Origin of the sequence: Albimonas marina, from assembly GCF_029223255.1 — a bacterium.
Taxonomy (GTDB): Bacteria; Pseudomonadota; Alphaproteobacteria; order Rhodobacterales; family Rhodobacteraceae; genus Albimonas.
Genome location: NZ_JARHUC010000011.1, coordinates 1 through 13687 on the forward strand (window position 1 = coordinate 1; position 13687 = coordinate 13687).

The window sequence follows — 13687 nt, forward strand, 5'->3', positions numbered from 1 at the left end:
CGAGCCCATAGGCAATGTGCCGCCCGCAGAAGCCGAAGCCGCATTCCACGCTGCGCTGGAAACGCGCGATGTGGCCGCGTAGCTAACGAACATCGGCCTCCGGCAGACCCGGAGCGGTTCACCCTCCTCTTGCGTCCGCAGCCTGATGCCGGTCGTGCGGGCGCTTCAACGAGGCGCGCGGCTCGTGGGTCAGGAGGAAGAGGGTGAGGCGCGCGCTGGAACTCTCACGGGCGCCCGCCCGCCGCCCGCGCATGAAAAAGGGGCCGCGGCTCGCGCCGCGGCCCCCTGCACTGTCCCTCGCGATCTTCGCCGCGTGGTTCCGGGGAGGCGAACCTCCCCGGAGGCGGATCACATCATGCCGCCCATGCCGCCCATGTCGGGCATCGCCGGGCCGGCGCCCTTGGGCTCGGGCTTGTCGGCGACCATCGCCTCGGTGGTGATCAGCAGGGCCGCCACCGACGCCGCATCCTCGAGCGCGGTGCGCACGACCTTCGCGGGGTCGATCACGCCGAACTTGAACATGTCGCCGTACTCTTCGGTCTGGGCGTTGAAGCCGAAGTTCCGGTCCTCGGACTCCAGCACCTTGCCCGCCACCACGGCGCCGTCGAGGCCCGCGTTGGTCGCGATCTGACGGATCGGAGCCTGCAGCGCCTTCTTGACGATGGTGATGCCGGCGTTCTGGTCGCCGTTGGCGCCCGTCAGGCCCTCGAGAGCCTTCGAGGCCCACAGCAGCGAGACGCCGCCGCCGGGAACCACGCCCTCCTGGACCGCGGCGCGGGTCGCGTTGAGCGCGTCGTCGACGCGGTCCTTGCGCTCCTTCACCTCGATCTCGGTGGCGCCGCCGACGCGGATCACCGCGACGCCGCCCGCGAGCTTCGCCAGACGCTCCTGGAGCTTCTCACGGTCGTAGTCGGAGGTGGTCTCTTCGGTCTGGGTGCGGATCTGGGCGACGCGCGCCTCGATCTCGGACTTCTCGCCCGCGCCGTCGACGACGGTGGTGTCGTCCTTGGTGATGCGGATCTTCTTCGCCCGGCCCAGCATGTCCATGCCGACGTTCTCGAGCTTCATGCCGAGATCCTCGGAGATCACCTGGCCGCCGGTCAGGATCGCGATGTCCTGCAGCATGGCCTTGCGGCGGTCGCCGAAGCCGGGGGCCTTGACGGCGGCGATCTTCAGGCCGCCGCGCAGCTTGTTCACGACCAGGGTCGCCAGGGCCTCGCCCTCGACGTCCTCGGCGATGATCAGCAGCGGCTTGCCCGACTGGATCACGGTCTCGAGCAGCGGCACCATCGGCTGCAGCGACGACAGCTTCTTCTCGTGCAGGAGGATGTAGCAGTCCTCGAGCTCGGCGATCATCTTGTCGGCGTTGGTGATGAAGTACGGCGACAGGTAGCCGCGGTCGAACTGCATGCCCTCGACGACCTCGGTCTCGGTCTCGAGGCCCTTGTTCTCCTCGACCGTGATGACGCCCTCGTTGCCGACCTTCTGCATCGCGTCGGCGATCTGGCGACCGATCTCGGTCTCGCCGTTGGCGGAGATCGAGCCGACCTGGGCGACTTCGGCGGTGTCGTTCACGGGACGCGAGGCGGCCTTGATCGACTCGACGGCCTTGGCGACCGCGGCGTCGATGCCGCGCTTCAGGTCCATCGGGTTCATGCCGGCGGCGACCGACTTCAGGCCCTCGCGGACGATGGCCTGGGCGAGAACGGTCGCGGTGGTGGTGCCGTCGCCGGCCTCATCGTTGGTGCGCGAAGCGACTTCGCGGACCATCTGCGCGCCCATGTTCTCGAACTTGTCCTCGAGCTCGATCTCCTTGGCGACGGTGACGCCGTCCTTGGTGATGCGCGGAGCGCCGAACGACTTGTCGATCACGACGTTGCGGCCCTTCGGGCCGAGGGTCACCTTCACCGCGTCGGCGAGGATGTTGACGCCGCGCAGCATGCGGTCGCGGGCGTCGGTGGAGAAGCGTACGTCTTTGGCGGCCATCGAATGGTCTCCTTCAGAACTTCAGGGGATCAGGCGCGAGCGGGGATCGCTCAAGCGGCCTTCGCGGCGGCGTCGTCGCCGAGGATGCCGAGGATGTCGGACTCCTTCATGATGAGGAGCTCCTTGCCATCCAGCTTGACCTCGGTGCCCGACCACTTGCCGAACAGGACGCGATCGCCGGCCTTGACGGCCATGGGGATCAGCTCGCCCGAGTCCTTGCGGGCGCCCTCGCCCACGGCGACGATCTCGCCTTCCTGCGGCTTCTCCTTGGCGGAGTCGGGGATGATCAGACCGCCGGCGGTCTTCTCTTCGCTTTCGATGCGGCGCACCAGCACCCGATCGTGCAGCGGGGTGAAGTTCATGACGTGGCTCCCTTGCAATGCGGCTTCCACGATGCTCCGAACGAGGGCCTGGACCCGTCTCACCGAGACCGGGCCCGGCTGTTAGCACTCGGAGCAGGGGAGTGCTAACGACGGCGGAGTTAGGAGATCGGCGCCATGCTGTCAAGATTCGCGAAACGCATCTTCGCGGCCCTTTCGAGCGGGGACGTCGACGACCCCTTCCGGACGGCCCGGGACGTGGCGAGCGGGGGCCTCCGGCGCAAGGCGCGGGCGGCCGGGCGTCTCGCCGCAGGGGCCTCGGCGCTGCTGTGGGCTGGGGCGGCCGCGGCCGACTGCGGCGGCGGGCGCGACCTGCTGGCGGCGCTGGCGCAGGAGGACCCCGCCGCCCATGCCGAGATCATGGCCGCCGCGGCGGCGGAGCCCGACCCCGACGGCGTGTTCTGGCGGGTGACGCGGCCCGGCGCGGCCGAGAGCTGGCTGATGGGCAGCTTCCACATCCCCCATCCCCTGATCGACCCGGCGCCGCCGAAGGCCATGGCCGCGCTCGACCGCGCGCGGGTGATGCTGATGGAGATGTCGCCCGAGGAGCTGGCCCGCTTCGGGCCGATGGCGGCCGCCGATCCGACGCTGGTGGCCAACGTCGATCACCCGCCGCTCGACCAGGCGATGTCGGCGGAGGATTTCGCCGCGGTGGCCGAGGCGATGCAGGCGCTGGGCGCCCCGCCCGAGCGCACCGCCTTCATGCGCCCCTGGATCGTGTCTCTGACGCTGGCCACGCCGCCCTGCGCGATGGCCGCGCTCGCCGCCGGCGCAGAGCCCATGGACACCCGCATCGCCGCGCGCGCCGCCGCGCGCGGGCTGGAGGTGAAGGGGATGGAGACCTGGGAGGACCTGCTGCCGATGCTGCAGGCCGACGAGTGGAGCGAGCAGGCGCTGCGCAGCCTCGCCAACGCCGCGCGCGACGCCGCCGAGGGCCGGGACATGCAGACCACCTCCGCCCGGCTCTATGCGCAGGAGCGGGTCTGGCCGCTGTGGACCTGGTCGGAATGGCGGGCGCGCCAGGACGGCCTGGAGGAGGCGATGGCAGAGGCGCGCGTGGAGCTGTTCGAGAAGCGCAACCTGCGCTTCGTCGAGGCGGCCGCGCCGGAGCTGGAGCGCGGCGGCGCCTTCGTGCTGGTCGGCGCCCTGCACCTGGGCGGAGAGGGCGGGATGATCGAGCTGCTGCGCGCCCGCGGGTTCACGGTCGAGCGGGCGGCCCTGCGCTGAGGGGCGGCGGGGGCCCGGCGGCCCCCGCCCGCGCTCAGGAGACGGCGCCGATCATCGTGCACAGGGTGCAGATCGCCAGCAGCGGCAGGATCAGCCCCGGCCACCAGCTGGGCGCCCCGCCCACACGCGCAAGCGAGACGTCGGCGGCGAAGACCGCGATGAAGGCGGGCGCCTCGATCCACAGCATCGCCCGCCCGCCGATCCCCAGCGCCAGGAAGCCCAGCAGCGCGGGCGCCACGCCCACGCCCAGGGTCCACCAGGTCGCGCCCTCGCCCAGGCCCGCGGCGGCGAAGCCCCAGCGGCAGCCGCCGTGGAAGGCCAGCAGGATCGCGCCCCAGACGCCCATCAGGTAACGGGCGCGGTCGGCGCCTCCGATCTCCGAGGTCAGGGCGAGCAGCAGCAGGACCACGAAGGGCGCAACCGCGACGAGACCCACCGCCAGGGCGGGAATCGGCGCCTGCAGCGGTCGGAAGGACAGCTCGGAACTCGGCATCGGACGCTCTTCTTCAGTGTATATGACGCTGCGACAGGTCAAAGCAGATCAGGCCCGCGCCGGGGTTGCAAGCCGGCGACTTGCGGCGCCCCCCCCTCGGCCCCCGCGCCGCCCGGCGGCTGGACCCCGCGGCGCCTTGCCGGTTGCCTCGGCGGCCCATGCGGGGCAGGGGACGGGGCGACCTCGCCGCGGCCGCGCGCGGCAGGACCGTCCCTCTGCCGGAGCCCCGCCATGACCCCGATCATCCGCTCGCTGTCCGAGCTCGACGGCCGCTACGACGTCCTGTTCTGCGACCTGTGGGGCTGTCTGCACGACGGCAAGCGGGTGTATCCCGCCGCGGTCGAGGCGCTGCGCCGGTTCCGCGCCGGCGGGGGCACGGTGATCCTGATGACCAACGCCCCCCGCCCCGCCTTCTCGGTCGAGCGGCACCTGGAGCGGCTGGGCTGCCCCCTGGACGTCCGCGACGGGGTGGTCAGCTCCGGCGACGCGGCGCTCGCCTCGGTCAACGCGGGCGACTGGGGCCGGCGGGTCTTCCACATCGGCGCCGACAAGGACGAGGCCTTCTTCGAGGTCGCGAAGGTCGAGCGCGTGGCGCTGGAGGAGGCCGAGTCGGTGCTGGTCACCGGCCTCGTCGACGACCTGACCGAGACGCCCGACGACTACGCCCAGGTGCTGGCCGCCGCGCACGCGCGCGGGCTGCGGATGCTGTCGGCCAACCCCGACGTGCATGTCGACGTGGGCGAGCGTCGGATCTGGTGCGCAGGCGGCATCGCCCAGGCCTACGAGGCGCTGGGCGGAGCGACCGCGGCCTACGGCAAGCCCCACGCGCCGATCTACGCGATGGGGCGGGCGATGGTCGATTCGCTCCGCGGCGCCCCGGTTCCGGACGCCCGCATCCTCTGCGTGGGCGATGGCATTCATACTGATGTCGCGGGGGGCGCCGCCCAGGGTCTCGACACGCTGTTCGTCACCGGCGGGCTCGCCGCCCCGCAAATGGGTGCGGACGTTGAGAATCCCGACCCGTCGCAGCTTGAAATTTACGTTGCGGAGCACGCGCTTCGCCCCACTGCCGCCATCGGGCGCCTGCGCTGAATGTGGCGAACGCGTTCATAAACATGGCTTTATGCAATCTCCGCTTCTCTGCTGCGACGCAAAATGCTATGGATTTTAGGGAACGGCGGAATTCCGTCCGCCAGAACAGTTCGGAGATCGACATGAAGATCGCCAAGACCGCAATGACGACCCTCGCCGCCGCCGCTCTCGCGACGACCTTCGGTCTCGCTCCGGCGTTCGCCGACCAGTCCGGCGCCGCCGCGCCCGCCGCCCCTGCGGTGAAGACCGGCGGCACCACGGCCGAAGTCGGCCAGGCCCCCGTGCTCGGCCTGCCCCCGGTGGTCGTCGGCGTCGCGGTCGTCGCCTCGGCTTTCGGCCTCGCCGTCGCGGCCAGCAACAGCGGCGGCGACAACACCCCGTCGACGCCCTCGACCCGCTGATCGGGGCGCCCGCGGGCGCGTCCCCTCGGGGCACGCCTGGCTGACGGGCCAGGAGAAGGTCGGGTCGGGGCCGCAGGGTCCCGGCGCGACGTAAACGGTTTGTTCACTTCCGTCCGTTATACGGCGGGAGTGGGCGGTGTCGGAGGAGCTGGGGGACGACTTCCATCAGGAGCGTTCCATGAGAACCTTGCTCGTCGCCCTCTGCATCCACGGATTGGCCCTAGGTCCAGCCCTCGCGGACACCGCCGCGCCGTCTTCGTCCCAGCCTCAGCCCAAGGGCGTGTCGCAGCAGCTGTCCGCGGCGCCGGTCATCGGCCTTCCGGTGATCGCCATCGGCATCGGCATCGTCGGCGCGGTGGCCGTCGCCGTGGCCGTGTCGTCGAGCAGCGACGACAAGAACTCGACGACCAGCACCAACTGATCCGCGTCGCGGCTTCGGCATTCGGGGTCCGTCTCCGTCGGCGCCGACGGACGACCGCAGGTCTCTTGCGGTCGCATCGGGCGAGAATCGGGGCGTCGCCAGCCAGGTCCGCTCGCGGACACGGCCCTCGGCGCCCGACGGACCGGTCGCCGGCGGCGCGCGAAAGGGCGATGTCCCCGCCTTTCGTCGTCGACGGCCGGTCCGGCCGATGCCGCGGCGTCGCGGAGCGATCCGACGGCGGCCTGAGCGGACGCTGCCTGAGCAGACTCGGTCGGTCATCGCCGGCCGGATGAAGCGGCGCTGCGGATGAACCGCCGCCGCGGATCACGGCGCCCAAGTGGAGGGATCCGCTCGAGCGCAACCTCGGCGCCGAACGCTGCAAGGCGGATGGCGGCGGCGGGGATCGGTGAAGGAATTCAGTCGGTTACGCCGTTCCGGCGTGATGTCAGGCCGCCCTGCAACAGGTCGCGGCCCCGACTGCGTTGCGCCCTTACACGGGTGTTGCCTGCCGACATCGAGTCATGTAACCCTTCGGCAAGTGGATGTCTTGGAGGGTGCAATGAAACTTATCGCTACCACTGTCGCCGCGCTGGGCCTGATGGCCGCGCCGCTCGCCGCTCAGGAAGCCGCGGCCCCGAAGGTGCGGACCGCCGGCGTCGCGCAGCAGGCCGAGCTGGGCGCCTCGCCGCTGCTGGGCGTGCCGCCGCTGGTGATCGGCCTCGTCGGCGCCGTGGTCGTCGTCGGCGCCGCCGTCGCGATCTCGAACAGCAACGACAACAACTCGACCCCCTCGACCAAGTGAGCTTCGCCTTCCTCCGTGGGGGAAGGGAGACGAAGACAGGTCGAGACTTCGGTCGCACGAACCGCGCGACGCCGGAAGCGGCGTTGCGCTTTGCGTTTCAGCCCCTGCCTGCCATGGCATTCGACAGGGCGGATGGAAGGCGGAGAGCCCGAGGCGCGCGGCGCCGCGCGCCGGTCAGGCCGGCGAGCGCCTGATCGCGACCACGACCAGGCGCCTGTCCTCGAAGACGACGCGACGCCCGCCCGCGGCGGACCGCGTCGGTTCCGGGCGCCTGGCCGCCTGGAGTCTCAGGGAGCGAAGGGGGTGAGGACCGAGATCTCGAGCGAGCCGCGCTCGGGCCCGAACCACTGCACCGACTTCCACACGAAGCCCGTCTCCTCGTCCGCCCAGTAGCGGTTGACGATGGTCAGGTACGGGCTGCGGCAGGTCTCCTCGACCTCGATCACGTCGAAGGTCACCTCGGCGATGACCAGCTCCGTCGGCCCGATCGCCCGCGGCGCGCACAGGAAGGTGCGCGCGAAGGGCCGCCCGACGCCGTCGAGGAAGCGCATCACCCGCGTCACCTGGCCCGGCCACTCGCGCACCGGGCGCTGCGTGACCAGGAAGTCCTCGTCGGGATCCGAGCGATAGCCCGTCCGCTGGTCGCCCAGCCCATGCCCCGAGAGCAGCGCCGCGCCGTCGAAGGTCAGGCTCTGCCGGGTCGGGTTGAAGTAGGTGACCTTGCCGTCCGGCTTCGCCGCGTAGGCCAGGAAATAGGCCATGGGCGAGCCGTTCGAGCTCGCGCCGATCAGGGCGCCGTTGATCTGGTTGATCTCGGCGCGGGTCAGCTGCCTGGGCGGCTCGGGCGTCTCGCCCAGGCCCACCGTCCCCGCGAGCGACGACAGCGCCGTCTCGCCCAGGCGGCGCATCAGCTCGGTGGTGCTGCCCTGCGCGCCGCAGCCCGCCAGCAGCGCCAGGCCCGCCAGCATCGCCCCGGCCCGCCGCAGCCGGCGACCCGTCGCCGACCGCGCGGCGCCTGTTTCCGCCCGTCCGCTCATCGCCAGAAATGCCCCCAGTCGGCGCGCAGGTCGCCGCGATCGACCTCCTGCACGATCGGATAGAGCCGGTTGGCGACGCTCAGCCGCGCGCCGCCGTCGCGGGTCAGCGGCCGGATGTTCATGTCGAGGCGCGAGCGCGTCTCGTAGGGCAGGCCCCAGGCGAAGGGGATGGTCAGGCGGATGCCCTTGTCGAAGCTGCCCTCGCCGTACTCGTCGAAGGGCACGTCGGTCAGGGTGAAGAAGCCGCCGATCTCCCAGCCGTTGGCGAAGCGCCGGGTCAGGGTGAAGGTGCCGCCCCAGTCGCCGGCCAGGTAGCGGCCCGCGTCGATCTGGACCTCCATCCCGTGCCAGCCGGTGTCCCAGTAGACCGAGGCGTGGCCGGTGACCACGTCGTAGTCCTGGAAGCCGAACAGCATGTCGAAGTCGCGCTGGGCCACGTAGTTGACCTCGAGCCCCAGGCCCCAGTCCTGCGTCGAGGGCTTCCACAGCACCTCGCCCGAGACGCCGCCGAACATCCGCTCGAGATAGCCCAGCGAGACGCGGCCGTAGGTCTCGGGCGTCACCTTGAACAGGTAGTCGCCGGTCAGCCGGTCGATGCCGGGATCGCCCTGCTTGAGGTACTTGGCGAAGTCCGAGCGCACCCGGGGCAGGACCGAGTCCGAGGTGCGGGTGATGTCGTCGAAGCCGTTGAGCAGCGATTTCGACACCGCCGCGTTCAGCCCCAGGCCGCGGGCCACCTTCAGCTCGCCGCCCGCGACCAGCTGCAGGTCGGCGCGCAGCGGGCTGTCGGGGTCGAACAGGTTCAGCGGCAGGGCCGGGCTGAGGAACCAGCTGAAGGTCGGATAGGCGTCCGGATCGAACTCGGGCAGGAACGAGCCGCCGGACGGCTCCGCGCTGAGCAGCTCGGCGTCGACCCAGGAGGTGCGCTCGGCGTCCGGCTCCTCGACCGCGGCCTCCAGGCGCGCGCGGCGCAGCAGGATGGTCGTGGTGGGCAGGTCGCTCTCGAGCAGGGTGATCTCGAAGTCCTCGACCGAGGGGGGCAGCACGTTGGCCATCGCCCGCGCGGTGCGCCCGATGGCCTGGGGCGCCGCGTTGTAGGTGGGGTTCGCGATTTCGACCCGGGCGCGCGTCCCCTCGATATCCGCCGAGACCAGGGTCACCCGGTCCGCGTCCAGCGTCTGGCTCAGCGCGTCGGTCAGCGCCGCGGCGTTGGCCGGATCGTTCGCCCAGGAGGTGTCGTAGGAGCCGACGAGAACCCGCTTGCCCTCGACATAGCGCCGGCCGGTCTCGCGCAGCAGCACCGAGCACAGCGGCGCGCCGGAGGAATCGAGGAAGGTCACCCCGTCGATCACGCCCAGCTCTGCGTCCACGTCCAGCGCGTCGTCGACCGGGCACTCGGCGCCGGGACGCAGGCGGGTGGGGGCCTTGGCCCAGCGCGCGCCCTCGGTCGAGCCCGAGAGCAGCGTCGCCTCCAGCCCCGCGTCGGAGCCGAGCGCCGGGCCCGGTCCGATGCGCTCGACCACCACCGCGCCCAGCTCGGGCGAGGCGGCGTTGTCGATCGGCGGGCGCACGGTCATCGGCGTGGGGCCGGGGTCCAGGTCGCGGGGACCGTTGAGCCGGGTCGGGTTCAGCCCGATCGAGGCGCGGACGCCGAACTCGGAGCCGTACATCGCGTAGGCGCCCAGCGAGAACCAGTCGTTCACCCGGTACTCGGCCCCGAAGTTGAAGGGGATCTTGGGGTCGAAGGAGCTGTTCTGCTGCTCGCGCAGGTAGGCGTCGGTCGAATACTCGGCCTTCAGCGCCAGCCCGTCGAGGAACGAGGGCCGCCACTCGACGCCGGCGAAGCCGCCCATGTCGGGGCCGCGGAAGAACTCGCCGACGTTGACCTTGCCGGTGCCGTTCGAGCCGCCGCGCGTCTTGAAGCGGTTCGAGAAGTAGCCCAGCGGGTTCTCGAAGTTGCCGGTGCCCGAGAGGCGCCCCCAGCCGAGGCCGCCGGTCACCTGGAGGCCGGGCGCGACCTCCTTGGTGGCGACGAAATACTCGGAGGAGTAGATGCCGGTGCCCAGGAAGTCGCGCAGGCCCAACGCGACGGCGGGGAAATAGCGGGATTCGTCCGAGAGCAGGATCTTGATGTCGAAGCTGCGGTCGAAGAGATCGTCTGCGGGGAAGAAATCCTCGATGATCGAGTAGCGGAACGCGGCCTCGACGCGCGGAAGCACCTGGAAGGACAGGGTGTTGCGCATGAAGCCGCCGAAGTAGCTCGACGTGAAGCCCAGCTCGGCGTCGGGCTGGACGCGCGCGGTGGGCATGTCGATCAGCCCGGTCATGCCGTAGAGGTTGCGGCTCTCGTACCGGGGGGGCGGAGGTTCCTGAGACAGCGCGGCCCCCGCAGGCGCCATGGCCGCGGCGAGCGCCACGCAGAACGAGATGCGTCTGCGGCCAGGAGCCGAAGGTGAAGTCATTCCGTCGCCCGTTCCAGAGGCAGGTTCGTTCTTGTCTAAAGTCTTGATCGCACGGGGCCGGGCCGCTGTCGACCGTCGCGCGGGGGCGCAGGCGCGGCGCGGCGGCGCGCTGTTGTGCGCGCGCTACGCAGGCGGCGGCGGCGCAGGCCCGGTCGCGCAGGACTTTCCGGCGCGGTCTGAACCGCCGTTCAGCGCAGGAGGTTCAGCGCCCGCGACGCCAGGCCGCGCCAGGCCTCCCGCGCGCGGCCGCGGGGGGTCTTCACGTAGTCCCGCTCGGCGTGCAGCCACTCCAGCACCTTCTCGGGCGGGGCGGGCAGGCGGGTGACCGGATCGACGTAGCGCGGGTAGAGGATCAGCGCGCAGGCGGCGAGCGCGTCGATCGACAGCGTCCGCCCGCGGGAGAAGGCGGGATCGAAGGGCGTCTCGGTCAGGCCCCAGCCGGCGTAGAAGGGCCGCCCGAAGGTGGTGACGGGCAGGTCGCGCAGCAACGCCTCGAACCCCATCAGGGAGGTCATGCACTCCACCCGGTCGGCCCATTCCAGGCAGGCCTCCGCGGCGCTGTCGGCGGCGACCGCGTCGGCGCATTCGGCCAGCGTCGCCGCGTCGACCGCGCCCGGGCGCATTCCGGTCAGCACGTCGGGGTGGGGCTTGTAGAGGATGAAGGCGTCGGGGTGACGCGCGCGCACCCGGCGCAGCAGGTCGGCGTTCTTCTGCACCTCGGGCGAGCCGAAGCGCAGGGACTGGTCGCCCTCCACCTGCCCCGGCACCAGGATACGCCGGCGCGGCGTCTCGGGCAGGGGGGCGGAGCGGCCGAGGTTGTACTTGGTGATCCCCAGCTCCACCAGCCGCCGCCGCAGCGCGCCGCCGCGGGCGAGGAGCGCGTCGGTCAGCTCCGCCTCCCGGGTCAGCGCCTCGAAGTCGGTGGGGCGGGTGGCGTCGAAATAGAGGCCCATCCGGTCGACGGCCAGCGAGCAGGGCGGCGCGTGGCGCAGGCCCAGCCCGACCGAGCGCACGAATCCGTCCTCGAGCCGGACGACCTCCAGCCCCGCCGCCTCGGCCTCCGCCGCGTCGCGCATCCCCCAGACGGCGAGGCGGGCGCGGGTGGCGGCGGCGACCTGCACGGCGTTCTTCATGCCCCCGACATGGGCGGGCGGCCCCTCGGGCCCGGTCAGGAACGGGTCGGCGTTGCGGCGTTTCCAGCGGGAGAAGCCCAGCGTCACCGTCCGCCGCTCGTTGCGCTGCGCCTCGGCGCGCAGCAGGGCGAGCGCGTCCAGCGCCTCGCCCGCCGGCGCCGAGAGCCCGCGCCAGGGATCGACGAAGCGCGCGCGGGCGAGCCAGGGCGTGGGGTCGGCCGGCCCCGCCAGCGTCAGGCCGAGCCGCCCGCCCACGGCCGCGCGATGGGCGAGCGCGCCGTGGGACGCGACGACCCGGTCGAGCCGGGAGGGGCGGACCTCCGCCACCCGGCGCACCACCGGCAGACCGCGGCGGCGGGCGGCGACCTCGCCCTCCCCTCCATGGGCGAGGACCACGGTCTCGGCCCCCGGCGCCTCGGCCTCTGCGAGATCCAGCAGCGCCTCGGCCCGCGCGGCGTCGGCGTCGCGCAGGTCGATCAGCGTCTCGGGCGTGGCGGCGGCGGCGACCGTCGCGGGCCACCAGGTGAGGTCGGCGGCGATGCGCGCGGCGAGCTCGGCGGTGGCGGAGGGGGAGCGGGGCGGCGCCTCGCCCAGTCCCAGCGCCACCGGGGGATGGCCGTGGATCGCGGCGGGCAGCAGCCAAGGCAGGGCGGCGCCGGCGGTCGGCGCGTCCTCCCAATGCACCAGGCGCGGGGTCCCGCGGCCGCCGGTCAGCGTGCGCAGCGCCCGGCGCAGGCGCGCCCGGCCAGCGTTGGCGCGGCGGGCGTCGGGGGGATCGTCATGCCCCGCGGGATCGCCCCGGCGGCGGGCGCCGGGGGCGGAGACGCCGGAAGGGGCGGTCCTGTCCATGGCGGAGCGGACGTCGGCCCTCAGGCCCCGGCCCCGAAGGGCAGCTTGCGGGCCCGGACCTTGGCCAGCGCCTCGGCGCAGATGTCGACGGCGCGGTCGATCTGGGCGTCGGTATGCTCCGAGGTCAGGAAGAAGCGCAGGCGGGCCTGCTTCTCGGGCACCGCGGGGAAGGTGATGGGCAGGGCGTTGAGCCCGGCCTTGAAGCATTCGTCCGACAGCATCGCGGCGCGCGCGCTGTCGCCCACGATCACCGGCATCACGGCGGCGCCCTTGGCCTCGCCGGTGTTCAGCCCGGCGGCCTTGGCGCGCTCCAGCAGCCGGCGGCCGTTGGCCTGCAGGCGATGCACGCGGTCCGGCTCGGCCTGGAGGACTTCCAGCGAGGCCAGCGCGGCGGCCGCCAGCGGCGCGGCGAGGCCCACCGAGAACACGAAGCCCGCGGCGTTGGCCTTCAGGAACTCGATCAGCGCGGCCGAGCCGCAGATGTAGCCGCCGCAGGAGGAGAAGGTCTTCGACAGCGTGCCCATCCAGATCTCGACCGAGGTCGGATCCACGCCCTGCATCTCGGCGATGCCGCGGCCGGTCTCGCCCAGCACGCCCACCGCGTGGGCCTCGTCGACCATCAGCCAGGCGTCGTGGCGGTGCTTCAGCTCGACCAGCCGGGGCAGGTCGGGCCAGTCGCCGTCCATGGAGTAGAGCCCCTCGACCACGATCAGCGCCCGCTCGTAGCGGCCGCGGTTGCGCGAGAGGAAATCGTCCAGCCAGTCGAGGTCGTTATGCGGGAAGGTCACCCGGGCCGCGCCGGACAGGCGTGCGCCCTCGGTGATCGAGTTGTGGATCCAGGTGTCGGTCAGGATCACGTCCTTCGGGCCCATCAGGGCGCCGATGGTGGTCATGTTGGTGGCGTGGCCCGAGACCATCGTCAGGCAGTCCTCGGCCCCGTAGAAGGCCGCGAGCCCCTTCTCGAGCTTCGCGTGCAGGTCCCGCTCCCCCGCCACCACGCGCGACGCGGAGACCGAGACGCCGTAGCGGTCGATCGCGTCCTTCGCGGCGGCGTGGACCTTCGGGTGCCCGTTCAGGCCGAGGTAGTTGTAGGAGCTGAAGTTCAGCACCTCCCGCCCCTCGATCACGCAGGTGGGGCCGGCGTAGCCCTCCTGCTCGCGGAAGTAGGGGACGCCGATGTCGAGCATCTCGGCGGCCGACTTCTGCAGGCGGATCTGCTTGTGGCCGGGCAGGGCGCCGAAGTCGAAGGCCTTGGGCTGCGGCTTCGGACCCGGGCGCGGGGCCGGGCGGTCGGACGGGGTGCGGCGGGAGCGCGTCTGGCGCAGCTCCTCCAGCAAGGCGGAGCGGCGCGCGGCGCCGAAACGGCCTTCGCGTTCAGAGCCGGACATGGGGCTCGTTCCTTCT

Annotated in this window: 12 protein-coding genes; 5 read left to right on the plus strand and 7 right to left on the minus strand. The window is 72.2% G+C overall.

Annotated features, from left to right (window positions below):
• Positions 1-348: 348 nt before the first annotated feature.
• Both groL and groES read right to left on the minus strand, forming a co-directional pair.
• Entirely contained in the window at positions 349-1986 is a 1638-nt protein-coding gene (groL, locus tag P2H44_RS23450) for a chaperonin GroEL (RefSeq protein ID WP_275767620.1), read from the minus strand.
• Between the two features lie 50 nt (positions 1987-2036).
• Complete coding sequence (gene groES, locus P2H44_RS23455) at positions 2037-2348, minus strand: co-chaperone GroES (protein ID WP_275767621.1); 312 nt, start codon at positions 2346-2348, stop codon at positions 2037-2039.
• Positions 2349-2483: 135 nt separating this feature from the next.
• Here groES and P2H44_RS23460 point away from each other — a divergent pair, with 135 nt between their 5' ends.
• Positions 2484-3593 carry a TraB/GumN family protein gene (locus P2H44_RS23460; protein ID WP_275767623.1) on the plus strand — a complete coding sequence of 370 codons (1110 nt, stop codon included), beginning with the start codon at positions 2484-2486 and terminating at the stop codon, positions 3591-3593.
• A gap of 34 nt (positions 3594-3627) precedes the next feature.
• Here the strand turns inward: P2H44_RS23460 and P2H44_RS23465 are convergent, their stop codons facing one another.
• A complete protein-coding gene (locus tag P2H44_RS23465) occupies positions 3628-4086 on the minus strand; it encodes a DUF3429 domain-containing protein (protein WP_275767625.1) in 459 nt (152 codons plus the stop codon).
• Positions 4087-4317: 231 nt separating this feature from the next.
• On the opposite strand from P2H44_RS23465, the gene P2H44_RS23470 reads away from it, so the two are divergent.
• From P2H44_RS23470 to P2H44_RS23485, 4 genes are all read left to right on the plus strand, one after another.
• Positions 4318-5178, plus strand: coding sequence for a TIGR01459 family HAD-type hydrolase (locus P2H44_RS23470; protein WP_275767626.1), 861 nt, complete (start codon positions 4318-4320; stop codon positions 5176-5178).
• Positions 5179-5300: 122 nt separating this feature from the next.
• Positions 5301-5579 (plus strand): hypothetical protein, encoded by a 279-nt coding sequence (locus P2H44_RS23475; protein WP_275767627.1) that lies wholly within the window; start codon positions 5301-5303, stop codon positions 5577-5579.
• 178 nt (positions 5580-5757) lie between these two features.
• Positions 5758-6000 carry a hypothetical protein gene (locus P2H44_RS23480; protein ID WP_275767628.1) on the plus strand — a complete coding sequence of 81 codons (243 nt, stop codon included), beginning with the start codon at positions 5758-5760 and terminating at the stop codon, positions 5998-6000.
• A gap of 559 nt (positions 6001-6559) precedes the next feature.
• Positions 6560-6802: a hypothetical protein gene (locus P2H44_RS23485; protein WP_275767629.1), complete on the plus strand. Its 243-nt coding sequence runs from the start codon at positions 6560-6562 to the stop codon at positions 6800-6802.
• A 287-nt stretch (positions 6803-7089) separates the two neighbouring features.
• Here P2H44_RS23485 and P2H44_RS23490 read toward each other — a convergent pair whose 3' ends face one another.
• The 4 genes from P2H44_RS23490 to P2H44_RS23505 all read right to left on the minus strand — a co-directional run bounded on the left by P2H44_RS23490 (position 7090) and on the right by P2H44_RS23505 (position 13671).
• Entirely contained in the window at positions 7090-7770 is a 681-nt protein-coding gene (locus P2H44_RS23490; RefSeq protein WP_275767630.1) for a YjbF family lipoprotein, read from the minus strand.
• Positions 7771-7835: 65 nt separating this feature from the next.
• Entirely contained in the window at positions 7836-10301 is a 2466-nt protein-coding gene (locus P2H44_RS23495) for a YjbH domain-containing protein (RefSeq protein ID WP_275767631.1), read from the minus strand.
• A 188-nt stretch (positions 10302-10489) separates the two neighbouring features.
• Positions 10490-12283, minus strand: a complete 1794-nt coding sequence (locus P2H44_RS23500) for a capsular polysaccharide export protein, LipB/KpsS family (protein ID WP_275767632.1) — start codon at positions 12281-12283, stop codon at positions 10490-10492.
• A gap of 20 nt (positions 12284-12303) precedes the next feature.
• Complete coding sequence (locus tag P2H44_RS23505; RefSeq protein WP_275767633.1) at positions 12304-13671, minus strand: aminotransferase class I/II-fold pyridoxal phosphate-dependent enzyme; 1368 nt, start codon at positions 13669-13671, stop codon at positions 12304-12306.
• Positions 13672-13687: the final 16 nt, after the last annotated feature.

What these genes read in the sequence shown, in the direction of transcription:
- groL (WP_275767620.1), bottom strand. Translation starts at nt 1,986, where the DNA reads ATGGCCGCCAAAGACGTACGCTTCTCCACCGACGCCCGCGACCGCATG.
- groES (WP_275767621.1), bottom strand. Translation starts at nt 2,348, where the DNA reads ATGAACTTCACCCCGCTGCACGATCGGGTGCTGGTGCGCCGCATCGAA.
- P2H44_RS23460 (WP_275767623.1), top strand. Translation starts at nt 2,484, where the DNA reads ATGCTGTCAAGATTCGCGAAACGCATCTTCGCGGCCCTTTCGAGCGGG.
- P2H44_RS23465 (WP_275767625.1), bottom strand. Translation starts at nt 4,086, where the DNA reads ATGCCGAGTTCCGAGCTGTCCTTCCGACCGCTGCAGGCGCCGATTCCC.
- P2H44_RS23470 (WP_275767626.1), top strand. Translation starts at nt 4,318, where the DNA reads ATGACCCCGATCATCCGCTCGCTGTCCGAGCTCGACGGCCGCTACGAC.
- P2H44_RS23475 (WP_275767627.1), top strand. Translation starts at nt 5,301, where the DNA reads ATGAAGATCGCCAAGACCGCAATGACGACCCTCGCCGCCGCCGCTCTC.
- P2H44_RS23480 (WP_275767628.1), top strand. Translation starts at nt 5,758, where the DNA reads ATGAGAACCTTGCTCGTCGCCCTCTGCATCCACGGATTGGCCCTAGGT.
- P2H44_RS23485 (WP_275767629.1), top strand. Translation starts at nt 6,560, where the DNA reads ATGAAACTTATCGCTACCACTGTCGCCGCGCTGGGCCTGATGGCCGCG.
- P2H44_RS23490 (WP_275767630.1), bottom strand. Translation starts at nt 7,770, where the DNA reads ATGCTGGCGGGCCTGGCGCTGCTGGCGGGCTGCGGCGCGCAGGGCAGC.
- P2H44_RS23495 (WP_275767631.1), bottom strand. Translation starts at nt 10,301, where the DNA reads ATGACTTCACCTTCGGCTCCTGGCCGCAGACGCATCTCGTTCTGCGTG.
- P2H44_RS23500 (WP_275767632.1), bottom strand. Translation starts at nt 12,283, where the DNA reads ATGGACAGGACCGCCCCTTCCGGCGTCTCCGCCCCCGGCGCCCGCCGC.
- P2H44_RS23505 (WP_275767633.1), bottom strand. Translation starts at nt 13,671, where the DNA reads ATGTCCGGCTCTGAACGCGAAGGCCGTTTCGGCGCCGCGCGCCGCTCC.